This is a genomic window from Actinosynnema sp. NPDC004786 (assembly GCF_053601135.1).
In genome coordinates this window covers 118,791-142,167 of record NZ_JBSGBG010000012.1, presented here as the reverse complement: position 1 = coordinate 142,167, position 23,377 = coordinate 118,791, and the positions used below count along the sequence as shown (strand labels likewise).

17 protein-coding genes are annotated in these 23,377 nt (G+C 74.2%); 3 read left to right on the top strand and 14 right to left on the bottom strand.

The window, feature by feature from the left end; genetic code table 11:
* Positions 1 to 14: 14 nt before the first annotated feature.
* Both ACWEFJ_RS13410 and ACWEFJ_RS13405 read left to right on the top strand, forming a co-directional pair.
* Positions 15 to 395: a hypothetical protein gene (locus ACWEFJ_RS13410; RefSeq protein WP_449713895.1), complete on the top strand. Its 381-nt coding sequence runs from the start codon at positions 15 to 17 to the stop codon at positions 393 to 395.
* A 79-nt stretch (positions 396 to 474) separates the two neighbouring features.
* The gene (locus ACWEFJ_RS13405) at positions 475 to 1,011 is read left to right on the top strand and encodes a hypothetical protein (protein ID WP_378084483.1); all 537 of its coding nucleotides are present in this window, start codon (positions 475 to 477) and stop codon (positions 1,009 to 1,011) included.
* Positions 1,012 to 1,058: 47 nt separating this feature from the next.
* Here ACWEFJ_RS13405 and ACWEFJ_RS13400 read toward each other — a convergent pair whose 3' ends face one another.
* Positions 1,059 to 4,619, bottom strand: a complete 3,561-nt coding sequence (locus ACWEFJ_RS13400; protein ID WP_449713894.1) for a UvrD-helicase domain-containing protein — start codon at positions 4,617 to 4,619, stop codon at positions 1,059 to 1,061.
* A 70-nt stretch (positions 4,620 to 4,689) separates the two neighbouring features.
* Positions 4,690 to 7,863: an ATP-dependent helicase gene (locus tag ACWEFJ_RS13395; RefSeq protein ID WP_449713893.1), complete on the bottom strand. Its 3,174-nt coding sequence runs from the start codon at positions 7,861 to 7,863 to the stop codon at positions 4,690 to 4,692.
* Between the two features lie 62 nt (positions 7,864 to 7,925).
* Here ACWEFJ_RS13395 and ACWEFJ_RS13390 point away from each other — a divergent pair, with 62 nt between their 5' ends.
* Positions 7,926 to 8,252 (top strand): MGMT family protein, encoded by a 327-nt coding sequence (locus tag ACWEFJ_RS13390; protein ID WP_378084480.1) that lies wholly within the window; start codon positions 7,926 to 7,928, stop codon positions 8,250 to 8,252.
* On the opposite strand, the gene ACWEFJ_RS13385 is transcribed toward ACWEFJ_RS13390, so the two are convergent.
* The 12 genes from ACWEFJ_RS13385 to ACWEFJ_RS13330 form a co-directional block, all read right to left on the bottom strand.
* Positions 8,215 to 8,604 (bottom strand): tetratricopeptide repeat protein, encoded by a 390-nt coding sequence (locus tag ACWEFJ_RS13385; RefSeq protein ID WP_449713892.1) that lies wholly within the window; start codon positions 8,602 to 8,604, stop codon positions 8,215 to 8,217. The genes ACWEFJ_RS13390 and ACWEFJ_RS13385 overlap by 38 nt on opposite strands.
* On the bottom strand, positions 8,601 to 9,560 hold the full coding sequence (locus ACWEFJ_RS13380; RefSeq protein ID WP_378084478.1) for a pirin family protein: 960 nt from the start codon (positions 9,558 to 9,560) through the stop codon (positions 8,601 to 8,603). The genes ACWEFJ_RS13385 and ACWEFJ_RS13380 overlap by 4 nt, the downstream gene beginning before the upstream one ends.
* A gap of 402 nt (positions 9,561 to 9,962) precedes the next feature.
* On the bottom strand, positions 9,963 to 10,628 hold the full coding sequence (locus ACWEFJ_RS13375; RefSeq protein WP_378084477.1) for a sirohydrochlorin chelatase: 666 nt from the start codon (positions 10,626 to 10,628) through the stop codon (positions 9,963 to 9,965).
* Positions 10,625 to 11,740: a uroporphyrinogen-III synthase gene (locus ACWEFJ_RS13370; RefSeq protein ID WP_378084476.1), complete on the bottom strand. Its 1,116-nt coding sequence runs from the start codon at positions 11,738 to 11,740 to the stop codon at positions 10,625 to 10,627. Before ACWEFJ_RS13370 ends, ACWEFJ_RS13375 begins: the two co-directional genes overlap by 4 nt.
* Positions 11,737 to 12,057: a nitrite reductase small subunit NirD gene (nirD, locus tag ACWEFJ_RS13365; protein WP_378084475.1), complete on the bottom strand. Its 321-nt coding sequence runs from the start codon at positions 12,055 to 12,057 to the stop codon at positions 11,737 to 11,739. The genes ACWEFJ_RS13370 and nirD overlap by 4 nt, the downstream gene beginning before the upstream one ends.
* Entirely contained in the window at positions 12,054 to 14,555 is a 2,502-nt protein-coding gene (nirB, locus tag ACWEFJ_RS13360; protein WP_378084474.1) for a nitrite reductase large subunit NirB, read from the bottom strand. Before nirB ends, nirD begins: the two co-directional genes overlap by 4 nt.
* A gap of 119 nt (positions 14,556 to 14,674) precedes the next feature.
* Positions 14,675 to 16,027 carry an MFS transporter gene (locus ACWEFJ_RS13355; RefSeq protein ID WP_449713891.1) on the bottom strand — a complete coding sequence of 451 codons (1,353 nt, stop codon included), beginning with the start codon at positions 16,025 to 16,027 and terminating at the stop codon, positions 14,675 to 14,677.
* A 100-nt stretch (positions 16,028 to 16,127) separates the two neighbouring features.
* Entirely contained in the window at positions 16,128 to 17,570 is a 1,443-nt protein-coding gene (locus ACWEFJ_RS13350; RefSeq protein ID WP_449713890.1) for an FAD-dependent oxidoreductase, read from the bottom strand.
* The gene (locus tag ACWEFJ_RS13345; RefSeq protein WP_449713926.1) at positions 17,567 to 19,540 is read right to left on the bottom strand and encodes a molybdopterin oxidoreductase family protein; all 1,974 of its coding nucleotides are present in this window, start codon (positions 19,538 to 19,540) and stop codon (positions 17,567 to 17,569) included. Before ACWEFJ_RS13345 ends, ACWEFJ_RS13350 begins: the two co-directional genes overlap by 4 nt.
* Before the next feature lie 209 nt (positions 19,541 to 19,749).
* Complete coding sequence (locus ACWEFJ_RS13340) at positions 19,750 to 20,544, bottom strand: TIGR02569 family protein (RefSeq protein WP_378084470.1); 795 nt, start codon at positions 20,542 to 20,544, stop codon at positions 19,750 to 19,752.
* Between the two features lie 512 nt (positions 20,545 to 21,056).
* Positions 21,057 to 22,229: an adenylyltransferase/sulfurtransferase MoeZ gene (moeZ, locus tag ACWEFJ_RS13335; protein ID WP_378098173.1), complete on the bottom strand. Its 1,173-nt coding sequence runs from the start codon at positions 22,227 to 22,229 to the stop codon at positions 21,057 to 21,059.
* Positions 22,230 to 22,329: 100 nt separating this feature from the next.
* Complete coding sequence (locus tag ACWEFJ_RS13330; protein WP_378098176.1) at positions 22,330 to 23,370, bottom strand: DUF3152 domain-containing protein; 1,041 nt, start codon at positions 23,368 to 23,370, stop codon at positions 22,330 to 22,332.
* Between the last annotated feature and the right edge of the window lie 7 nt (positions 23,371 to 23,377).

Genomic DNA, 23,377 nt, shown 5'->3' with positions numbered 1-23,377 from the left:
GACAGGGTGATCCCATGCAACCGACTCCCGCCCGTTCGTGGTCGGCGCTCGCGCTGGCCGGGCTGCTCGGCGCCGCGGGCGTCACGCACTTCGCCAAGCCGAAGCCGTACGACGCGATCGTGCCGCGGGCGCTGCCGGGCCAGCCTCGGACCTGGACGTACCTGTCCGGCGCCGCCGAGGTCGCGTTGGCCGCGGCGGTCGCGACGCCGCGCACGCGGGGTCTGGGCGGGAAGCTGGCGGCCGCGTTCTTCGCGGCGGTGTTCCCGGCCAACGTCAAGATGGCCTACGACCTCCGGGGGAAGTCACCGAGGGTGAGGGCCGTCGCCTACGGTCGGTTGCCGTTGCAGGTGCCGCTCATCCTGTGGGCCTTGCGCGTGGGACGCTCAAGTCCCTGATCACTCTCCGCGCCGGGTCCACCACCCAGCGCGGCCGTGGGTCTGTCATTGAAACCGCAACCAGTTCTAGGATGCCCGAGTGCAACCGCTCCTCCACCATGCCGCGTCGGCGCTGGGCTGGCGTGGCGTCGTCGTGCCCGACGTCGCCGTGCTGGGCCACCAGGTGTCGGCCGTCGTGCGGGTCCGTGCCGACGTGCACGAGTGGCGCACGGCGAACGGCTGGCCGCCGCAGGCCGACCCGTCGTGGTTCCGGTCGTGGTTCGAGCCTGCCGCGCACGACCGGCTGCCCGTGCCCGCCGTGGAGTTGGTCGGGGTGCTGGTGGGTGAATCCACGGTCGACCGGGCGTTGCAGTCCTGCGGCACGCTCATGACGCTCGCGCCCTGCGCGGTCGTGCTGCCCGCGCAGCAGGGCGTGCGGTCGTGGCCGTTGATCGAGCTGGACTACTACGGCATCGGCGTGGTCGCGGTGGACGCGGCCGGCCCGGCCGAGCTGCTGGTGCCGCCGGAGGACCGGTCGACGGAGTTCGGGCCGTCCCTGTTCGGGCGCTGGCTGCTGGAGGTGCTCTACGACCGGGTGCTGAAGGAAGTGCCCGTGGACGCCCGGGTGACCGGCTGATTCGGGATCGCGCCGGCTCGGGATCGAGCGGCTAGTTCGGGATCGGGCTAGCTCGGGATCGAGCGGATCAGCTCGCGCAGGCCGTCGGCGTCGAGCAGGTCCGCGGGGCGCAGCGTGTGGTCCTGCCGCACGTAGTGGAACGCCGCCCGCACCTTCTCGACCGGGGTCCCGGTCAGCGACGCCCACGCCAGCCGGTAGGCGGCGAGCTGCACCGACAGCGCGGGGAGCCGGTCCTCGTCCGGCACGGCCCCGGTCTTCCAGTCGACCACGGTCCAGCCGCCGTCGTCGTCGGCGAACACGGCGTCCATCCGGCCGCGCACGGACAGGCCGTCGACCTCCGCCTCGAACGGCACCTCGACGTCGTGCGGCACGCGGTCGGCCCAGCGGCTCGCCAGGAACGCCTCCTGGAGGCGGGCGAGGTCGGCGTCGGGGGCCGCGCCCTCGTCGGCCGCGCCGGGCAGCTCGTCCAGGTCGAACAGGCGGCTCGCGCCGAACCGCTGCTCCAGCCAGGTGTGGAACGCCGTGCCGCGCCGGGCCAGCGGGTTCGGGGGGAACGGCAGCGGGCGGCGCAGCCGGCGGGCGAGGAGGTCCGGGTCGGCGGCCAGCTCGACCAGCTGGCTCACCGACAGGTGGTCGGGCAGCACGACGCGTTCCCGGCGGTCGGCCGCGGCGGCGCGTTCGGCGAGGAGCACGTCCACGTCGCGCGCCCAGCCCTCCGGGTCCGGGTCGTCGGTCTCGACCCAGCCGTCCGGGTCCGGGTCGTCGGTCTCCGGATCGGGGGGTGCGTCGAGGTCGCCGAACGCCGGCGGTTCGAGGTCGCCAACCCCGGGGTCCGCAGGGGGTTCGAGATCCTCGAACGCCGGGTCCGGGGGCGGTTCGAGGTCGTCGGAGGCGGGGTCCGGAGGCGGTTCCACATCCTCGAACGCCGGGTCCGGAGGCGGGTCGAGATCCTCCGGCGCGGGGTGCCCGACCGTGGAATTCGGGGGGCCTGGAGGTTCGACACCCGGGACCCGGGGGTTCGACTCGCGCGTGTCGGGGGTGCGGGCCAGCGCGGCCAGGACCAGCTCGGCGCCCTCGGCGACGGCGGCGCGCCGCTTGCCCAGCGGGTCGGTGGGCCACTGGGCCGTCTTCGTCTGCGACGCCAGGGGGTTCGGCTCGTCCTCGGCCGGTCGGGGTGCCCAGTGCGCGATGTCGGCGGGCGGGTGGTCGGCGGCCGCCACGGCCTCGCGGATCTCGGTCAGGAACGCGGACGGGCCCTTCGGCTTGTCGCCCGTCTCGCCCCACCAGTGCCCCGACACCAGCAGGCTGTGCTCGGACCTGGTCAGCGCCACGTACAGCAGCCGCCGCTCCTCCACCAGCCGGCGCTCGTCGAACTCCTCCTCGTGCCGGACCAGCGCCTCCTCCACCTCCTTGCGGTTGGCGTCGGGCGCGACGCGCAGCTTCGGCAGGTCCGCCGCGTCGCCGCGCAGCTCGGCGGGCAGCTCGGCGACCGAGCGCAGCCAGCTCGACGACTTCTTCCGCCCCGGGAACACGTCCTTGACCACGTGCGGCACGGCGACGATGTGCCACTCCAGGCCCTTCGCGGAGTGCATGGTCAGCACCTGGACCCGGTTCTCCGCCACCTCGACCTCGCCGGGTTCCAGCCCGTCCTCGGCCTGCTCGGCGGTGTGCAGGTAGTCGAGCAGCGCGGGCAGGGTGGCCGACGGGCTGGCCGCGGCGAAGTCGTTGACCACGTCGGCGAACGCGTCCAGGTGCGCCCGGCCCACGCCGCCCGGCCGGGCCATCGCCTCGATGTCCAGCAGCAGGGTGCGCTCGACGTCGGCGACCAGGTCGGGCAGCGGCTGGTCCAGTCGGCGGCGCAGCGCCGACAGCTCCGCACCCAGCCGCCGGATCCGCCGGTAGCCCTCCGCCGAGTACGCGGTCGGGTCGCCGGGGTCGTCCAGCGCGTCCGCGAGGCCGGCCTGTTCGGCGTGCTCGCCGGGCAGGGCGTCGGCGATCACGGCCAGCGGGTCGTCCGCCACGGCCTGCCGGCTCGGCGCGCCCGCCAGGTCGCGGGCCCGCGCCCACAGCGCGGCCAGGTCGTAGGCGGCGACGCGCCACCGCGAGCCGGTGAGCAGCCGGGCGGCGGCGGTGCCCGCCAGCGGGTCGACCAGCACCCGCAGGGCGCTGGTCAGGTCGCGGACCTCCGGCTCGTCCAGCAGCCCGCCCAGGCCGACGACCTCGACCGGCAGGCCGCGTTCCCGCAGCGCCGCCGCGATGTTGGCCATGTCCGCGCGCCGGCGCACCAGCACCGCGGCGGTCGGCGGCTCGTCGCTGGTGTCCAGGTGCTGCTCCCACTGCGCGGCGACGGTGTCGGCCACCCAGTCCAGCTCCTGCCGCACGTCGCCGAACAACGCCACGCGCACGTCGCCGGGACCGGCCCCGTCCCGGGCGCGCAGCTCGTCCACGTCCAGGCCCGTGGCGCGCAGCGGCGCCGACACGGCGTTGGCCAGCGCCAGCACCTCCGGCGGGTTGCGGAAGCTGGTGAGCAGGCCGTACTTCTTCGCGGGCGGGAAGTCCTGCACGAACCGGGGCAGGTTCGCCGCGGACGCGCCGCGCCAGCCGTAGATCGCCTGCGCCGGGTCGCCCACCGACGTGACCGCCATGGGCTCGCCCCGGCCGAACAACGACCGCAGCAGCACGCGCTGCGCGTGGCCGGTGTCCTGGTACTCGTCCAGCAGCACCGCCCCGTACCGCTCGCGCTCGCCGCGCACGACCTCCGGGTGCTCGGACGCGAGCCGGGCGGCCAGCGACATCTGGTCGGCGAAGTCCATCGCCGCCTCACGCCGCTTGCGCGCCTGGTACGCCTCCAGCAGCGGCAGCAGGTGGACGCGCAGCCGTTGGGCGTTCACCACGGCCTTCAGCGACTCCGGCAGGCCGTCGCGCTGGCGGGCCGTCCTGGGCGCGTTCTCGATCAGCGCGCACAGCCGCTCGGCGTGCTCCCGCAAGGCGTCCGGCTCGACCAGGTGCTCCCCCAGCTCCCCGGCCAGCGCGAGCAGGTAGCCGGTCACGGTGGCGGGCACCTTGTCGGTGTCGAGGTCCTGCGTCCAGGTGGACACCACGCGGTGCGCGAGCTGCCACGCGGCGGTCTCGGTGAGCAGCCGCACGCCCGGCTCCACGGGCAGCCGCAGGCCGTGCTCGCCGACCAGCCGGCCCGCGTAGGCGTGGTAGGTGAGGATCACCGGCTCGGTGGTCAGCACCGCGGCCCGCCGCTCGCCGCTCGGGTCCAGCCGGTCCAGCAGGGGCGACCCGGCGAGCCGGCGCAGCCGCAGCCGCACCCGGTCGGACAGCTGGCGGGCGGCCTTGCGGGTGAACGTCAGGCCGAGGACGCGGTCGGGCGTGACGAAGCCGTTGGCGACCAGGTACACGACGCGGGCGGCCATGGTCTCCGTCTTGCCCGCGCCCGCGCCCGCGACGACGAGGGCGGGCGCGGTGGGCGCGGCGACGACGGCGGCCTGCTCGGGGGTCGGCTTGGGCAGGCCGAGCGCCTCGGCGACCTCGAACGGGCCGGCGAGCGCGACCGGCTCGCCCGCACGTTCGACTCCGCTCGGCAGGACCACATCGGGCATTCTCCGTGGTCGGCCCCCGCCCGCTTCGGCGACCCGCAGGGCGGCGGCGAAGTGGCTGGTCAGACCGCCCCTATTGGCTGACCTGGCGGCCGGAGGAGTGCACCGGGCAGGTGGTGCGGGCCGGGCAGCGGTCGCAGTCGGCGTTCTCCGCGGCCCGGTACTGCGGCCCGACGCTGGACCCGGCGGCGAGCTGCACCGCCTCCAGCCACACCCGCACGCCCTGCTCGTCCAGCGGGGCCTGCTCGCGCTCCACCGCGCCGGTCTTCCTGTCCTCCTTGGCCACGTACAGCAGCCGCGCGCCGCCGGGGTCGGTGCCGAGGCCGAGGTGCGTGAACCCGCCGAGCGCCGAGGCGAGCTGGTAGACGGCGAGCTGGGGGTGCTCCTGCGCGTCGTTCCTGCTCACCGGGGTCTTGCCGGTCTTGACGTCCACCACGACGGGCCGGCCGTCGCGGTCGGTCTCCAGCCGGTCGACGCGGCCGCGGACCCGCAGCTTCGGCCCGCCGTCCGGGCGGGGGACCTCCACGGAGATCTCCTCTTCGACCGCGACCTGGGTGAGCTGGGAGCGGCTGGACGCGAGCCACGTGAGGAACGTGTCGAGCATGCGCTCGACCCGGATCCGCTCGCGCCGGGAGAACCAGGGCGCGCCCGCGTCCACCGCGGCCCACGCCTCGTCCAGCCTGGCCCGCAGCTCCTGCTCGTCCGCCCCGGTCGCGGCGGCCTGCGCCAGCGCGTGCACGAGCGTGCCGGTGATCGACGCCAGCTCCGCCGGGTCCTGCCCGCCGTGCCGCTCGACGACCCAGCGCAGCGGGCACTTGGCCAACGTCTCCACGGTGGACGGCGACACGCTGACCGTGTGCTCCTCCGTCCACAGCGGACTGTCCGTGGTGACGTCCGCCAGGCCGTACCAGGAGTCGGGGTGCGCCCCCGGCACGCCCGCCGCCGCGAGCCGGGCCAGCTGCCCGGCCGCGCGCTCGCGCCGTTCGGCGGGTTCGTCGTCCGAGCACACCACGCGCCGCAGCTCGCCGACCAGCTCCGCCAGCACGAGCCCGCGCTCGGGGGTGAACGTCGGCCGCTCCGGTTCGCCGGTGGACAGCTCCTCGATCTCGTCCAGGAACCGCGACGGCTGCTCGTCCTCCCCGCGCACCGCGCTGACCAGGAGCGTCCGCCGGGCGCGGCTGGCGGCGACCAGCAGCAGCCGCCGTTCCTCGGCGAGGATCGGGGCGACCGCGGACACCGTCTCCGCCGACAGGCCCGCCACCACGTCGACCATCCGCTCCACGCCCAGCAGCGACCCGCGCAGCCGCAGGTCGGGCCAGCTGCCCTCCTGCACGCCCGGCACGGCCACCACCGTCCACTCACGACCGGCGGCGGCGTGCGCGGTGAGCACGGACACCGCCTCGCCGGTGGGCGCGGCCGCGGCCAGCGTGTCGCCGACGATCTCCTGCGCGGCCAGGTAGTCGGCGAAGCCCTCGGCGCCCGAGCCGGGCAGCCGGTCCACGTACTTCGCCGCCGCCTCGAACAACGCCACGATCGCGTCGAGGTCGCGGTCGGCCCGCAGGCCGACGGTGCCGTGCCGGGCGGACTGCGCCACCCACCGCGACTCCAGGCCGGTGGCCTGCCACAGCTCCCACAGCACCTGCTCGACGCTCAGCCCGTCCGCGATCCCCTGCCGCGCCTTGCGCAGCAGGCCCGCGATCCGCCGCGCGGGCTGCGCCTCGGCGTCCTCCAGCGCGGCCAGCCGGTCGTCGGACTCGATCACCTCGACCAGCAGCTCGCCGCTCGACCGGTCCCGGCCCGCGGCCAGCTCCAGCCGGCGCAGGCCGCGCCGCAACCGCCGCAGCGCCAACGGGTCCGCGCCGCCGAGCGGGGACGCCAGAAGCATCGCCGCGGTGTCCTCGTCCAGGCTGCCGGGCACGGCCGCGCACCGCAGCAGCGCCAGGAACGGCATCACCGCCGGTTGCCGGGCCAGCGGCAGCTCGTCGCGCGGCACGGCCACCGGGACGCCCGCGGCGAGCAGCGCCCGGTGCAGCACGGGCAGCGCCCGCGTCGCCGACCGGGCCACGACGGCCATCTCCGACCACGGCACGCCGTCGATCAGGTGCGCGCGGCGCAGCTGGTCGGCGACCCAGCTCGCCTCCTGCGCGGCGGACGCGAACAGCCGGACCTGGACCGCGCCCGCGCCGTCGACCGGGGAGACCTCGCGGGTGGGCGACGCGCCCGGCAGCCGGGCGGCGAGCCGGCCGACCGCGGCCCGGACCTCGGGGGCCATCCGGTGGCCGGTGGTGAGCACCACGGCCGGGGCGTCGGCCTCGGCGAGCAGCGCCGGGTCCGCGCCCCGGAACGAGAACACGGCCTGGTCGGGGTCGCCCGCCAGGACGAACTCGTGCGCGGCCCGGCCCAGCACGCGGATGAACTCGTGCTGCAGCGGGTCGAGGTGCTGGGCGTCGTCCACGAGCAGGTGCCGCACCCGGCGCCGCTCGGCCGCGAGCAGGTCCGGATCGGTCTGGAACGCGAGCAGCGCGCTGCCGACCAGCTCCGCCGCGTCGAACGACGGCGCGTGCCCCTGGCCGCTGCTGGCGAGCAGGTTGACCTGCTCGTACTGGGTGGCGAACAGGCCGGCCGCGACCCACTCCTCGCGGGCGTGCTTGCGGCCCAGCTCGGTCAGGTCCTCCGGGGCGAGGCCGCGTTCGGTGGCGCGGAGCATCAGGTCGCGCAGCTCGTGGGCGAACCCCGGCAGGGTGAGGGCGGGGCGCAGGCGTTCCGGCCACTTCGGCGCGCCCATGCTCACGTCGCCGGCGAGCAGCTCGCGCACGACCGCGTCCTGCTCGGGGCCGGACAGCAGGCGCGGTGCGGGTTCCCCGGCCCGCACGGCCTGGGCGCGCAGCACCGCGAAGGCGTACGAGTGGACGGTCCGGACCAGCGGCTCCTGCGTGGTCGGCAGCACGCCGTCGGCGCGGGCCCCGGTCAGCAGGCGGGTGATGTGGGCGCGCATCGCCTCGGCCGCGCGCCGGTTGGGGGTGAGGACCAGGACGTTCTCCGGGTCCGCGCCACCGTGCAGCACGCGGTGCGCGACCACTTCGGCCAGCAGCGTCGTCTTGCCCGTGCCGGGTCCGCCGAGCACCCGCAGCGGCCCGCCGGGGTGGTCGAACACGGCGCGGGCGGGTGCGTCCCACTCGCGCCGGGGCTCCTCCTGCCGCACCCGGCGCACCAGCAACGGCGCGCTGCTCCCTGCCACGGCGAGCATGCAACCACACCCCACCGACGGCGTGCGCGCGGCGCGTCGCCCGCGCATGGAAAGCTGTCGCCGTGGACGAACAGTTGCACGAGATGGTCCGCGAGGTCGTGCGCCGGATCCCGCGCGGCCGGGTCGCGACCTACGGTGACGTCGCCGACATCGCCCGCGCGCCGTCGCCCCGCCTGGTCGGGCAGGTGCTCAACCAGGACGGGCACGACCTGCCGTGGCACCGGGTGCTGCGCGCCAACGGCACGTGCGCGCCCCACATCGCCGACGAGCAGTTGCAGCTCCTGCGGGAGGAGGGCGTGCTCGCCGACGACGGCAGGGTGGACCTGCGCACGTACCGCTGGGAGGACGCGGTCAAGGAGAAGGCGGAGGAGCCTCCCGGGTTGTGGTGACCCGCGCCTCGACGCGGGCCACCTCGGACTCGACCTCCGGGTCGCGGGTGATGGCGGCGGCGAGGCGCAGCTGGGGCAGCGCCTCGGCGTGCCGGCTCTGCCGGGCCAGCGTGCGGCCGAGCAGCAGGCGCGTGTAGCCGTCCGACGGGTCCAGCTCGACCAGGGACCTGAGCACGCCCTCGGCCTTGCCCAGCGCGGCGGACTGGAAGTGCGCGAGCGCCAGCTCGGTCAGCACGGTCCGGTCGTGCGGCGCGTGCTCGGCGGCCTCGGCCAGGTACCGCGCCGCGCCGCTCGGGTCGCCGGACGCGCGGAACATGCGCCCCTTGCGCAGCAGTTCGCGGATGTCGGTCATGACAGCTCCTCGTCCGCCGAGGTGACGTGGGGGACGTGCGTCACGCCCAGTCGCCCGGCTTGGAAGTCCTCGATGGCTTGCAGGATCTCGGCGCGGGTGTTCATCACGAACGGCCCGTAGCGCGCGACGGGCTCGCGCAGCGGCAGGCCGCCCAGGACGAGGACGTCCCACGTCGTGTCGGCCTCCATGGTGAGCGCGGCGCCGCGGTCGAGGACGGCGAGGTGGCCTTCCTCGAGCGGGCGGCCCTCCGCGCCGACCGTGCCGCGACCGGACAGCACGTACACCATCGCGGTGAAGTCCTCCGGCCACGGCAGGGTCAGGTGGGCGTGCGGGCTGATCGTGGCGTGCAGGTAGGTGATCGGCGTGCGGGTCATGCCCGGGCCGCGGTGGCCCGCCACGTCGCCCGCGATCACGCGGACCAGCGCGCCGCCGTCGTCACTGGACAGCAGCACCGTGTCGGCGGGGTTGATGTCCTGGTAGCGCGGCGGGGTCCACTTGGCGGCCTTCGGCAGGTTGACCCACAGCTGCACGCCGTGGAACAGGCCGCCCTTGGCCACCAGCTCCTGCGACGGCAGCTCGGAGTGGAGCACCCCGGAGCCCGCGGTCATCCACTGCGTGCCGCCGTTGGTGATCACGCCGCCGCCACCGGTGGAGTCCCGGTGCTCGAACACGCCGTCGATCATGTAGGTGACGGTCTCGAAGCCGCGGTGCGGGTGCCAGGGCGCGCCCTTGGCCTCGCCGGGGCCGTACTCGACCGCGCCCATGTGGTCCAGGAGCAGGAACGGGTCCGCGTCGGCCAGTTCGACGCCCGGGAACGGGCGGCGCACCTGGAAGCCCTCGCCTTCGAGGAACCGCTGCGCCCGCACCACGCGCCGGACCGCGCGCCAGGCGGTCGTGGCCTCGGGCAGTCGGGGCAGGCGCGGGAGGGTGAGGGTGTCGGCGGTGACGGCGGGCATGGCTGCCTCCTCGGACGGTGACCGCCCGGGTTCGGCGGTCTCACCCGCGACAACCTGGTTGAAGCCTCAACTATTCCGCCGGGGTCGCCGCCCTGCCCGGCAGCGTTCTCCTCCCGGACAGCAGGCCGGGACGGCGTTCTCCTCCCGGACGGCAGGCCGGGACCACGGCACGGCCGGCCTCGGCCGGTGGACAGGGGCGGGTGGGGCGACCGGGCCGTCCGCCGGGGCGAGGCTTCCCCGCTCGCCGGCCGCGACGGATCGCGGAGCGGGTCCGCCACGGGTCGGGCGGCACGGGTCGGGCGGCACGGGCAACGCTGCGCAGGACCAACACCACGCAGAGGTCCCCGCCCGGGGGGACCCCTGCTTTCGATCTTACCGGCGAGGACCGACAATTCCGGCCCGTTAGGCCACGTCCTGGAAGCAACGGGCCTCGTAGTAGCGCAGCAGGACGGCTTCCACGACGCGCAGGTGCGCGCCGATCGGGGCCGCCACCACGGCCGCCCCCGACTCCGCCACGACCCGGTGGAACAGGCCCGGCGCGAGCAGCCACGAGGCGACGGCGACGCGGCCCGACGCGGCGGCCACCACGTCGGCGACGCGGGGTTCCGCGGTGGCGGCGTAGCCGATCGTCACCGGGCCGACCCGGCGGGACAGGGCGGTGGCCGCGGCGCGCACGTCGGCCAGCGCCCGGACGTCCGACGAGCCCGCCGCCGCGAGCACCACCGAGTCGCCCGGCGTCCACCCCGCCTCGGTCAGGCGGGCCAGCACGGCGGGCAGCAGGGCCGGGCCGATCGGGTCCGTGATCACCGCGTCGGGGTGCCCGGACGCCTCGACCTGCGCCGGGATGTCCACCCGCACGTGGTACCCGGCGGCCAGGAAGGCGGGCACGACCACGGCCGGGCCGGCGACCGACGACAGGACCGCCGTGACGTCCGGCTGCCGCACGTCCGCGTAGGCGACCCGCACCGGCACACCGCCGAGCCTCGCCCGGACCAGGGACGCGATCTCTTCCACGACGACGGCGCCGGCGGGGTCGCGGGTGCCGTGCGCCACGAGGACCAGGGTCATACGGCCACCCCGGCGGGGTCCATGGCCAGCCGGTAGCCGCGCTTGACGACCGTGGCGACCACGCGCGAGTCGCCCAGCGCGGACCGCAGCCGGCCGATCGCGGTCTCCACGGCGTGCTCCTCGCCGCCGCTGGGCAACGCCGCCAGCAGATCGCGGCGGGACACCACCCGGCCGCGCGCGGCGGCCAGCACGCGCAGCACGGCCATCGGCGCGGGCGGCACGGGCCGCAGCTCGCCGTCCACCACGACGGCCTGGCCGCGCAGCTCGATGTCGCGGCCCCCGATGCGCAGCCGGGTCGCCCGCGCGGGCAGCTGCAGGGTCAGCTCGCGCGCCAGCGCGCCGATCCGGGCGCGGGCGGGCTGCACCACGGGGATCCCGGCGGCGACGAGCGGCCCGGCGGTGATCGCGCCGACGCCCACCACCAGCACGTCCCGGCGCAGCGCGGCGGTCAGCTCGGGCAGCCGGCCCATCGCCTCCGCGACCCGCAGCACGGACGCCGCCGCGGGGGCACTGGTGAACGTCAACGCGTCCACCTGGCGCGCCAGCACGGCCTCCAGCAGCCGTTCCAGCGGCGCGGGGTCGGACGGGCCGGTCCAGCGGTAGACGGGGACCTCCACGACCACCGCGCCGGCCGCGCGCAGCGCCGACGTGAACTCCGGCAGCACGTCGCCGTGCAGCTGCACCGCGATCCGCTGCCCGGCCACCCCGGCCCGCAGCAGGTGGTCCAGCAGCTCGGCGTTGCTCTCCCCCTCCGGCGACCACTCCTCCACCAGCCCCGCGGCCCGCACCGCGCCCCGCGCCTTCGGCCCCCTGGCCAGCACCTTCGCCCCGGACAGCCGCGACAGCAGCCGCGCGGCCAGCCCCCAGCCCTCGGCCGCCTCGACCCAGCCGCGGAACCCGATGCCGGTGGTCGCCACGGCGACGTCCACCGGTCCCTCCACCACGGCCCGGGTCGCGGCCAGCAGCTCCGCGTCGTCGGGCAGCGGCACGATCCGCAGCGCGGGGCCGTGCAGCACGGTCGCGCCCTTGCGCTCCAACAACGCGGAGAGCTCGTCGGCCCGCCGGGCGGCGGTCACCCCGACCGTGTACCCGGCCAGCGGGGCGGCGGTCACGGCGACCCGACCTGGACGACGCCGTCGGTCACGACCACCGGGTGCACCGGCACCCCGGTCGAGGGGTCGTCGAGGCACTTGCCGGTCGACAGCTCGAACGCCTGCTTGTAGACCGGCGACACGACCACCGGCACGCCGCCGCGGTCGCCGACGATGCCGCGCGACAGCACCGCCGCGCCGCTGAACGGGTCGATGTTGCCCAACGCGTGCACCGTCCCGGCCGACGTGAGGAACACGGCCACCTGGGAACCGTCGGGCAGCAGCGCCGCGACGCCCTGGTCGGGCCGCAGGGCGCTCAACTCGCACACCGGGGTCATCGGGACACCTCCGCCTGGCCGACACTCGGAACACCCAACAGGACCGGCACCTTCTGGCCGCGCTCCTCCCGGAACGAGATCGTCGGGTCGGGCGTGCCGGGCGCGTTGACGAACGAGGTGAAGCGGGACAGCTTCTCCGGGTCCTCCAGCACGCCGCGCCACTCGTCGGCGTAGTTGTCCACGTGCTTGGCCATCGCGGCCTCCAGGTCGGCGCAGATGCCGAGGCTGTCGTTCACGACGACGTCGCGCAGGTGGTCCAGCCCGCCCTCCAGCGACTCGATCCAGGTCGAGGTGCGCTGCAACCGGTCCGCGGTGCGGATGTAGAACATCAGGAACCGGTCGATCAGCTTGATCAACGTCTCGGTGTCCACATCGGACGCGAGGAGGTCGGCGTGGCGGGGCGTGAAGCCGCCGTTGCCGCCGACGTAGAGGTTCCAGCCCTTCTCGGTCGCGATGACACCGAAGTCCTTGCCGCGCGCCTCGGCGCACTCGCGGGCGCAGCCGGACACGGCGGACTTGAGCTTGTGCGGCGACCGCAGGCCCCGGTAGCGCAGCTCCAGCTCGATGGCCAGCGACACCGAGTCCTGCACGCCGTAGCGGCACCAGGTGGTGCCCACGCACGACTTCACCGTGCGCAGCGCCTTGCCGTAGGCGTGGCCGGACTCGAACCCGGCGTCGACCAGGCGCTTCCAGATCAGCGGCAGCTGGTCCACGGTCGCGCCGAACAGGTCGATCCGCTGGCCGCCGGTGATCTTGGTGTAGAGGCCGAAGTCGCGGGCGACCTCGCCGATGACGATGAGCTTCTCCGGCGTGATCTCGCCGCCGGGGATGCGCGGCACGACCGAGTAGGTGCCGTTGCGCTGCATGTTCGCCAGGAAGCGGTCGTTGGTGTCCTGGAGGGTGGCCTGCTCGCCCTCCAGCACGTGCCCGTTGTCCAGCGACGCGAGGATCGAGGCGACGGCGGGCTTGCACAGGTCGCAGCCCGCGCCGCGGCCGTGCCGGGAGATCAGCTCGCTGAACGTGGTGATGCCGGTGGAGCGGACGATCTCGAACAGGTCGGCGCGGGAGTGGTCGAAGTGCTCGCACAGCGCGCGGGACTGCTCCACGCCGCACTCGGCCAGCAGCTTCTTCAGCATCGGCACGCACGAGCCGCAGCCGGTGCCCGCCTTGGTGCACGCCTTGATGCCCGGCACGTCGACGGCCTCGCCGGAGTTCACCACGTCCACGATCCGCTGCTTGGTGACCGCGTGGCAGGAGCACACCTGCGCGTCGTGCGGCATGGACAGCTCGACGCCGCCCTCGGGCCCGATCAGCCCCACCGGGTCGCCCGGCACGGGCCGGCCGACCAGCGACCGCAGCACGGTGTACTTCGACGCGTCGCCGACCAGGATGCCGCCGAGCAGGGTCTTCGCGTCGTCGGACACCACGACCTTGGCGTAGGTGCCCGCCACGGCGTCGTTGACGACGACCTCCAGCGCGCCCTCCTGCCGGGCGTGCGCGTCGCCGAACGAGGCGACGTCCACGCCGAGGAGCTTGAGCTTGGTGGACAGGTCCGCGCCGGGGAACTCGGCCGCCCCGCCGAGCAGGCGGTCGGCGACCACCTCGGCCATGGAGTAGCCGGGGGCGACCAGCCCGTACACCGTGCCGTCGAGGTTCGCGCACTCGCCGATGGCGTAGACGTGCTCGTCGGAGGTGCGGCACGCCTTGTCGACCACGATGCCGCCGCGCTCGCCGACGGCGAGGCCGGCCGCGCGGGCCAGCTCGTCGCGCGGCCGGATGCCCGCGGAGAACACCACGACGTCCAGGTCCAGCTCGACGCCGTTGGACAGCTTGGCGATGAGCCGCTCGCCGTCCTGCTCGATGGACGACGCGGACGTGCCGGTGTGCACGGTGAGGTCCAGCTTCTCCACCAGGCGCTTGAGCAGGCCGCCGCCGCCCTCGTCCACCTGGAGCGGCATCAGCCGCGGGCCCAGCTCCACCACGTGCGGGGAGATGCCCATGCCGCGCAGCGCGTTGGCCGCCTCCAGGCCGAGCAGGCCGCCGCCGAGGACCATGCCCGCGTGCCGCCCGGCGGCGTGCGCGGACTCGACCGTGGCGCGGATGCCGTCCAGGTCGTCGATGGTGCGGTAGACGTGGCAGCCGGGCAGGTCGCGGCCGGGCACCGGCGGCACGAACGGCACCGAGCCGGTGGCCAGGACCAGCGCGTCGTAGCGCTGCTCCCGGCCGCTCGCGGTGCGCACCACCCTGGCGTGCCGGTCGAGGTGCACCACCTTGTCGTCCAGGTGCAGCTCGACGGCGTCGTCGTGGGGCGCGAGGGCGAGCGCCCCGGCGTCCCAACCGTCCACGTAGGACGAGAGGGCGACCCGGTCGTAGGCCGGGCGGGTCTCCTCGGCGAACACGACGATCCGCCACCGACCGGTCACGTCCTGCTCGCGGAGGGCCTCCACGAGCCGGTGACCGACCATGCCGTGACCGACCACCACCAGCGTTCGCGTCATGGGACCAATCCCTTCTTCCGCCCGGTTCCATGCTCACCGGGCGCCGTGTCGTGCCAAGGTCGCGAATGTTGCGCAGGCGTTAAAGCAGCCTCACACCGCACGTCAGGGCGTTGTGTGGGTCACACGCCGGCGTAGGCGAGGCTGGGCACCCGGGCGAAGACCCGACGCCGCAGGTAGAACCACCACGTGGTGGCGACGCACAGGCCGTAGAACACCAGGAACGCGGTGAGCGCCGGCGCCAGCGTCTTGCTCCCTTCGAGGGAGAACTTGAACACGAGGTTGACGAGCACCCCGCCGAACGCCCCGACCGCGCCCGCGATGCCGACCACCGCGGCGGCCTGCCGCTTGGCCGCCCGGACGTCGTCGGCCTGCGTGGCGAAGATGGCCGGGATCATCCGGTAGGTCGAGCCGTTGCCCACGCCGGCCAGCACGAACAGCGCGATGAACGAGCCGAAGAACAGCGCGAAGCTGCGGACCTCGATGCTGAGCAGCAGGCCGACCGTGCCGGCCGCCAGGCCGAAGAACGTCACGGTGGTGATCCGCGCGCCGCCGAACCGGTCCGAGAGCCACCCGCCGAACGGCCTGCTCACCGAGCCGATGAGCGCGCCGATGAACGCCAGGCCGACGAAGCTCTTGTACTCCACGAAGCTGAGCTTGATCAGCGACGGGAACGCGAACGAGAACCCGATGAACGAGCCGAACGTGCCGATGTACAGGAACGACATCACCCACGTGTGCTTGTTCGACATCGCCTTGCGGTAGGACGTGCCGTCGGGCTTGGCCTGGGCGAGGCTGTCCATCAGGAACCAGGCGCAGGCCGCGGCGACCACGATGAACGGCATCCAGAACAGCGCCGCGTAGGCCAGGTTGATCCCCGTGCCGAGGGAGATGATGATCGGCACGACGAGCTGCACCATGGCCACGCCGAGGTTGCCGCCCGCCGCGTTCAGGCCGAGCGCCAGGCCCTTCTTGCCCTCCGGGTAGAAGAACGAGATGTTGGCCATGGAGGACGAGAAGTTGCCGCCGCCGAAGCCCATCGCGGCCGACGTGAGGAGGAAGAACCAGTACGGCGTGCCGGGGTTGGTGACGGCGACGACCAGCATCGTGCACGGGATCAGCAGCAGGGCCGCGCTGATCGTGGTCCACGCCCGGCCGCCGAACCGCGGCACCGCGAACGTGTAGGGGATGCGCAGCACCGAGCCGACCAGGTTCGGCACGATCAGCAGCCAGAACGTCTGGCCGACGCTGAAGCTGAAGCCCACCTGGCCGAGGCTGACGACCACGATGCTCATCAGGCTCCACACCGTGAAGCCGAGGTTCTCCGCGAGGATCGAGAAGATCAGGTTCTTGCGGGCGACCCGCCGGCCGGTCGTCTCCCAGAACGACGGGTCCTCGGGCTCCCAGTGCTCGATCCACCGACCTCCGCGCTTCGCCTGCGGCGCAACGCCCTGGGTCTCCACCACCGTGCTCATCGGACCCTCCCGGTCACCGTTTTCCCGTTGCGCGAACCGTAGGAACGGCCCGTTACCCCGACGTTCGGACAGGTGTCGTCGGCGGCAACTCCCGCGCACATCAAGCGGACTGGGGCTGTGAGGCGGCGAGCCAGTCGACGATGCCGCACACGGCGTCCTTGCAGCCGCCGCAGCCCGTGCTCGCACGCGTGACCTCCGCGATCGCGGAGACGGTGGTCGCGCCCGCGCGCCAGGCGCTGACCAGCTGGCCCTTGCTGACCGTGTTGCACCGGCACACCACCGCGGACGCGGGCAGGTCGGCCGGGCTCGCCTCGTTCTCGGCGGGCAGCGCGCGGCCGAGCAGCAGCGCGAGCCGGTCGGTCGGCGCGGGCAGGCCGCGGTCGAACAGCTGGGTGATGGCGGCGGCCGCGTCGGGCGCGCCGAGCACGATCGCGCCGGTCACCCGGTCGTCGCGCAGCACGAGCTTCGCGTACCGGCCGCGGGCCGGGTCCTGGAAGCACAGCACCTCGTCGTCGGGCGAGTCGACGTCGACGTGCACGTCGCCCAGCGCGGCCAGGTCGACGTCCCGGGCCTTGAGCCGGGTCACGACCGTGGTGCCGGTGTACCGCGCGGCCGGGGCGACGCCGGTGAGCCGGTCGGCGAGCACCGCGGCCTGCTCCCACGCGGGCTGCACCAGGCCGGACACCGTGCCGACGTGCTGGGCGCAGTCGCCGATGGCGTGCACCCTCGGGTCGCTGGTGCGCAGCGCGTCGTCCACCAGGATGCCGCGGTCGACCTCGATGCCCGCCTGCTCGGCCAGCCCGATCTCCGGGCGCACGCCCGCCGAGACGACGACCAGGTCCGCGGGCACGTGCGTGCCGTCGTCCAGCTCCAGCCCCTCGCCGGGCACGTACCGCGTGGCGAGCACGCCGAGCCGGAACTCGATGCCCAGGCCCCGCAGCGTGGTGGCCAGCACGCGGCCCGCGCCGGGGTCGAGCTGGCGCTCCATCAGGTGCCCGACCGGGTGCACCACGGTGACCAGGCAGCCCCGGCCGGCCAGGCCCCGGGCGGCCTCCAGGCCGAGCAGTCCCCCGCCGAGCACGGCGACCGGCGTGCCGGGGGTGGCCCGCGCCACGATCCGGGCGCAGTCGTCCAGCGAGCGGAACGCCACCGCGCCGGGCGCGAGCGCGCCGTTGCCGTCCACCAGGCCCGGTGTCGGCGGCACCCACGACCGCGCGCCCGTGGCCAGCACGAGCGCGTCGTAGGGCACCTCGGTGTCGTCCACGTGCACGACCCGGCGGGTCCGGTCGACCTTGGTGACGGCGCCGCCGAGCCGCAGGTCCACGTGGTGCTCGGCGGCCCAGTCGGGGTCGTGCAGCCGCACGGCCTCGGGCGTGAGCGACCCCGCCACCACGCTGGACAGCAGCACCCGGTTGTACGCCGGGTGCGCCTCGTCGCCCAGCACCGTCACCGAGACGCGTTCCGCCTTCGGGTCGCGGCGGCGCAGCTCGTCGGCCAGTCGGGCGCCGGCCATGCCGTAGCCCACGACGACAACGTTCCTCATACCGACTCCAATCGGACCGCGCACACCTTGAACTCGGGCATCCGGCTGGTCGGGTCGAGCGCCGGGTTGGTCAGCAGGTTCGCCCGGCCCTCCCCCGCGTAGTGGAAGGGCAGGAACACCACGTCGATCCGCAGGGACGGCACGCAGCGCACCCGCGCCACGGTCCGGCCGCGCCGCGAGACCACGGCCGCCAGGTCGCCGTGGCGCAGGCCGGCGCGCGTCGCGGTGTCCGGGTGGACCTCCACGTACGCCTCCGGCTCGGCCCGGTTCAGCTCGCCCACCAACCGGGTCTGCGCCCCGGACTGGTAGTGCTGGAGCACCCGGCCGGTGGTGGCCTGGAGCGGGTAGTCGGCGTCCGGCCGCTCGACGGGCCCGCGGTGCTCGACCGGCACGAACCTGGCCCGGCCGTCGGGGTGGGCGAAGCGGTCGAGGAACGGGCGCGGGGTGCTCTCCCGGACGACCGGCCAGTGCAGCGCCTCGCCGGCGCGCAGCCGCTCGTAGGTCACGCCCGAGTAGTCGGCCGTGCCGCCCGCGGAGGCCCGCCGCAGTTCCTCGAACACCGTTTCCGGGTCGGTCGGGAACCGCTCGGCCGGCTGGCCGAGGCGGGTCGCCAGGCCGCGCAGCACGTCCAGGTCGCTGCGCACCCCCTCGGGCGGGGCGACGGCCACCTGCCGCAGCAGGACCCGGCCCTCCAGGTTGGTCATCGTGCCGCTCTCCTCGGCCCACTGGGTGATCGGCAGCACGACGTCCGCGACGGCGGCGGTCTCGGACAGCACCAGGTCCGCCACGACCAGCAGGTCCAGGGCGGCGAGCCGGTCGGCGACGTGCTGCGAGCGCGGCGCGGAGACGATCACGTTGCTGCCGAACACCAGCAGCGCCTTCGGGCCGCCCGGTTGGCCGAGGGCGTCGAGGAGTTCGTAGGCGGACCGGCCGGGACCGGGCAGGTCGTCCACGCCCCAGACGTCCATCACGTGCGCGCGGGCCGCCGGGTCGTCGATCTTGCGGTAGCCGGGGAGCTGGTCGGCCTTCTGGCCGTGCTCCCGGCCGCCCTGGCCGTTGCCCTGGCCGGTGAGGCAGCCGTAGCCGGAGCCGCGCCGGCCGGGCAGGCCGAGGGCCAGGGCCAGGTTGATCCACGCCGACACCGTGTCCGCGCCGCTGGCGTGCTGCTCGGTGCCGCGGCCGGTGAGGACGTAGGCGTTGGCGGCCTCGGCGAGGATCCGCACCGCGGCGCGCTGGTCGGCGACGGGCACGCCGGTGACGCGCTCCACCCGTTCCGGCCACCACGTCGCGGCGATGCGCCACGCGTCGGCGAAGCCGGTGGTGCGGTCGTCCAGGTACGCCTGGTCGAGGTGGCCGTCGGCGACGGCGGTGTGCAGCAGGCCCAGCGCCAGCGCGAGGTCCGTGCCGGGGGCCGGGCGCAGGTGCAGCGTGGCCAGCTCGGCGGTGGGCGTGCGGCGGGGGTCCACGACGATCAGCTCGGCGTCGCGCAGGTGCTGCAGGAACGGCGGCATGGTCTCCGCCGGGTTGCCGCCGACGAGCAGGATCGCGTCCGCGTGGTCGAGGTCGGTGACCGGGAACGGCAGGCCGCGGTCCAGGCCGAACGCCTTCGTGCCGGCCGCGGCGGCGCTCGACATGCAGAACCGGCCGTTGTAGTCGATCTGCGACGTGCCCAGCGCGACGCGGGCGAACTTGCCCAGCAGGTACGACTTCTCGTTGGTCAGCCCGCCGCCGCCGAACACGGCGACCGAGTCGGGGCCGTGGGCCTCGCGCAGTGCGCGCAGCCTGGCGGCGACCAGGTCGAGCGCCTCGTCCCAGGTGGCTTCGACGAGTTCGCCGTCGCGGCGGACCAGCGGGGTGGTCAGGCGGGCGGGCGAGGTCAGCAGCTCGGCGGAGGTCCAGCCCTTCTGGCACAGGCCGCCCCGGTTGGTCGGGAACTCCCGCGGCGACACCCTGCCGTCGGTGATCGACATCGCGCACTGCAGGGCGCAGTAGGGGCAGTGCGTGTCGACGGCGCCGGTCTTGCCGGTTGCGGTCGAGTTCGCGCGGGAGGTGCTGGAGGTGTCGAGGCTGCCGGAGGCGGTCACCTGGCCGACGGTAGGAAGCGGCTGTTAACGGCAGATCGTGGATTGTTTCATCCGCGCGAACTTGCCTGCTCAGCCACGGCGCGTGACGGGTGAGGTCACAGCAGTTCGAGGACCAGCTCGGCCGTTCGCTCCAGGCCCGCCAGAGATCGTGCGCTCGAACGCGGGTGCAGCGCGTGGACGGCGAGCCGGAACAGGGTCGCGCGCAGGAGGATTTGCGGCCACTCGTCCAGGTGAGCCCACCGCCGCGCCAGGCCGTGATCCGCGCCACCCCACGACAGCGCGTCCACCACGACGATCGCCGCGCCGTAGGGCGCGGGCCGCCAGTAGGCGACGAAGTCGATGACCGCCGGGGCGGCGTCGCCGGCGAACAGGACGGTGCCGAACAGGTCGCCGTGCACGACCTGGGGCTTGAGCGCGACCGGCTTGCGGTAGGCCGCGCACCGGTCGAACAGCCGGCCGCCCAGGTCCGGGTCCAGGTCGGCCTCCTCCTCGTCCCAGGCGCAGCGGTCGGCGGTGGCGAACAGGTCCGCGCGGGAGTCCAGGAAGCGGGGCTTGGGCAGGTCGGCGGTCGCGCGGTGCAGCTTGACGGCCACGTCGACCACCTCGTCGTGACGCGGCTCGGCCCGGCCGGACAGGTACTTGGTCGCCGCCCAGCCGCCGACGACGTACCGGCCGTCGGTGGAGCGCAGGGGGCGGGCGACGCGCAGGTTGTCGACGTCCAGGGCGTCCAGGGTCTTGGCCACCCAGGTGGCTTCGGCCGGGTTGCCGGCCGGTCGGATGGCGACGTCGCCGCACCGCCACACCGGGCCGCCGTCGATCAGCTCCGGCTCGGCGTCGCGCGCGCCGAAGGCGGCACGCACGTGCGACGGTGGCGGCTCCGGAGTGGTCACGGCCGGCACGCTACCCGCAGGGAGGGCTCTGTTGGTGGACGTGAAGGGCCGAACGCGTGGTGTCCACGCATTCGGCGTAACCGCAATAGTGCGGTCTGGGGGTGGGGCGGGGTGGAGGGTCGGTTCGAGTGGGGTTGGGGTGGGGGGTCGCGGCGGGGGTGGGGGTCGGGGTGGGGAAAAGATTAAAAGCGTCCTCGCCGGACGGGCAGATCAGCAGGATGACGGGGTTTGGTGGTCAAGCCCCTGTACCAGCGTGGGTCGGGTTTCGTGTCATCCCGCCGACCTCCACGAGGGCTACCGCACGTGTCAAGGGGGCGGTTCCAGCGCAAGGTGCGGTAGGGCCGGAGGTGCCCCCTTGACACGCGCGGTAGGGCTGCGCCAGGTCGGCGGGATGACACGAAGCCCTCGTTGTGGGAAGCGTGAGCAGGTGGTGTGTGGTGTGCGTGAACGAGCGACGCCGGGCCGCTCTGGGCGGCCCGGCGTCGTTGGGTCCGGTTGTCGCTGTTGTCCGGTCAGTAGGTGGGGAGGCTCGGGTCGACTTCGCGGGCCCAGGCGAGGACGCCGCCGCCCACGTGCACGGCGTCCTTGAAGCCGGCCTGGTGGAGGACGGCCAGGGCCTCGGCCGAGCGGGCGCCCGACTTGCAGTGCAGGACGACCTGCTTGTCCTGGGGAAGTTCGGCGAACGCCTCGCCGGAGAGGATGCGGTCCTTCGGGATCAGGACCGAGCCCGGGATCCGGACGATCTCGTACTCGTGCGGCTCGCGGACGTCCACCAGCAGGAAGTCCTCGCCGCTGTCCTGCTTCTGCTTCAGCTCCAGCGGGGTGATGGTGTTGCCGGCGGCGGCCTGCTGGGCGTCGTCGGAGACCACGCCGCAGAACGCCTCGTAGTCGATCAGCTCGGTGATCTTCGGGCTGTCCGGGTCCTTGCGGATCTTGATGGTGCGGTACGACATCTCCAGGGCGTCGTACACCATCAGCCGGCCCAGCAGCGGGTCGCCGATGCCGGTCAGCAGCTTGATCGCCTCGGTCACCATGATCGAGCCGATCGACGCGCACAGCACGCCCAGCACGCCACCCTCCGCGCACGACGGCACCATGCCGGGCGGCGGCGGCTCGGGGTAGAGGTCGCGGTAGTTCAGGCCCTGGCCGTTCGGCGCGTCCTCCCAGAAGACGCTGACCTGACCCTCGAACCGGAAGATCGAGCCCCACACGTAGGGCTTGCCCAGCAGCACGGCCGCGTCGTTGACCAGGTACCGGGTGGCGAAGTTGTCCGTGCCGTCCAGGATCAGGTCGTAGTCGCGGAAGATGTCGAGCGCGTTCTCCGAGTTGAGGTGGGTCTGGTGGAGCACCACCTTGACGAACGGGTTGATCTCGGCCACCGAGTCGCGCGCCGACTCGGCCTTCGGCCGGCCGATGTCGGACTGGCCGTGGATGACCTGGCGCTGGAGGTTCGACTCGTCGACGACGTCGAAGTCGATCACGCCGAGCGTGCCGACCCCCGCCGCCGCCAGGTAGAGCAGGGCCGGGCTGCCCAGGCCGCCCGCGCCGACGACCAGGACCTTCGCGTTCTTCAGCCGCTTCTGCCCGTCGACCCCGACGTCCGGGATGATCAGGTGGCGGCTGTAGCGCGCTACTTCTTCCTTGGTCAGCTCCGCTGCGGGCTCCACGAGCGGCGGAAGCGCCATCTGAGTCCTCCTCGACGAAACATGTCCTCTACCGACGGACAACACCAGCCTGCCCCCACGTCTTCCCCGATGGGAAGTCGTCCCAAGGCGCGGGACGCCCCTACTGGGGCGCGACCGGGAACGGGTTGGGCGTGCACACCAGGCCGTTGGCCTCCACCGCGTAGCGGTTGCTGGAGTCGACCGCGTTGAGCTGCGCGACGTAGTCGTTGGCCACGCCGAACGACTGCTGCATCATCACCGGCGCGGCCTTGCCGTTCTCCTTGCAGCCCTCGTGCGGGTTCTTCAGCACGTGGCCGACCTCGTGGTTGATCGCGTAGGTGCGGTACGCGCTCAGGTCGCTGCCGTAGACCTTGCCGCCGCGCACCCACCGCGCGGTGTTGATGACGACCCGCTTCGAGGCGCTGTGCCAGCACGACGACTCGAACTGGATCTGGAACCCGCACATGGCGTGCGTGGTGCTGGTGGTGGTCAAGCTCACCGTGAAGTCGACCGGTTCGCCCTCGACCCGCTGCATGGAGACCTGGCCGGTGCCGATCCAGCTGCGCGGGTCGGCCAGGATCCCGTCGACCGTCCGGGCGAACGCCTCGCGGTCGCCGTTGTAGTCGCCCGGCTCGACGCCGTCCTCGATGGCGATCGCGTACTTGTAGAGCTTCCCGCCGGTGCCGGCCGGCTGGGTGGAGCCCGGCACCACGGCCCACGTGCCCGCGCCCTGCTCGGAGAACTTCGGCCCGTCCGGCAACTGGGCGGTGGGGAAGTTCTTGAGGTCGATGTCGACCGGCGGCTTCTCGGTCGCCTCGGGCGGCCCGGAGGAGGTCTCGGTGGTCGCCGACGAGCCCGCGCCCGTGTCCGCCGACGCGTTCGTCGCACCGCCGCCGCTCGGGGGCGCGGCGGTGTCCAGCACCACCAGGGCGGTGAGCACGAGCAGCACGGGCACGGCGTAGATGCGCCACCCGTAGTTCGCGATCAGCCCCTTCACGCCCGTGCGGCGCTTGCGGCGCCTCCGGCCGCCCGGTTCCCAGGACGCGGCCAGCGGCTCGGCGCCGGTGCGGCGCGTGCCGCGGCGGTAGCGGTCTTCGGACAGCGACGGCCGGTCATCAGCGGGCGACGCCGGTTCACGCTCGCCCTGCGACGTCCGGTTCACGGCAACC

What these genes read in the sequence shown, in the direction of transcription:
- moeZ (WP_378098173.1), bottom strand. Translation starts at nt 22,229, where the DNA reads ATGGCGCTTCCGCCGCTCGTGGAGCCCGCAGCGGAGCTGACCAAGGAA.
- ACWEFJ_RS13400 (WP_449713894.1), bottom strand. Translation starts at nt 4,619, where the DNA reads ATGCCCGATGTGGTCCTGCCGAGCGGAGTCGAACGTGCGGGCGAGCCG.
- ACWEFJ_RS13350 (WP_449713890.1), bottom strand. Translation starts at nt 17,570, where the DNA reads ATGAGGAACGTTGTCGTCGTGGGCTACGGCATGGCCGGCGCCCGACTG.
- ACWEFJ_RS13395 (WP_449713893.1), bottom strand. Translation starts at nt 7,863, where the DNA reads ATGCTCGCCGTGGCAGGGAGCAGCGCGCCGTTGCTGGTGCGCCGGGTG.
- ACWEFJ_RS13375 (WP_378084477.1), bottom strand. Translation starts at nt 10,628, where the DNA reads ATGACCCTGGTCCTCGTGGCGCACGGCACCCGCGACCCCGCCGGCGCC.
- nirB (WP_378084474.1), bottom strand. Translation starts at nt 14,555, where the DNA reads ATGACGCGAACGCTGGTGGTGGTCGGTCACGGCATGGTCGGTCACCGG.
- ACWEFJ_RS13380 (WP_378084478.1), bottom strand. Translation starts at nt 9,560, where the DNA reads ATGCCCGCCGTCACCGCCGACACCCTCACCCTCCCGCGCCTGCCCCGA.
- nirD (WP_378084475.1), bottom strand. Translation starts at nt 12,057, where the DNA reads ATGACCCCGGTGTGCGAGTTGAGCGCCCTGCGGCCCGACCAGGGCGTC.
- ACWEFJ_RS13345 (WP_449713926.1), bottom strand. Translation starts at nt 19,540, where the DNA reads ATGTCGATCACCGACGGCAGGGTGTCGCCGCGGGAGTTCCCGACCAAC.
- ACWEFJ_RS13385 (WP_449713892.1), bottom strand. Translation starts at nt 8,604, where the DNA reads ATGACCGACATCCGCGAACTGCTGCGCAAGGGGCGCATGTTCCGCGCG.
- ACWEFJ_RS13355 (WP_449713891.1), bottom strand. Translation starts at nt 16,027, where the DNA reads ATGAGCACGGTGGTGGAGACCCAGGGCGTTGCGCCGCAGGCGAAGCGC.
- ACWEFJ_RS13410 (WP_449713895.1), top strand. Translation starts at nt 15, where the DNA reads ATGCAACCGACTCCCGCCCGTTCGTGGTCGGCGCTCGCGCTGGCCGGG.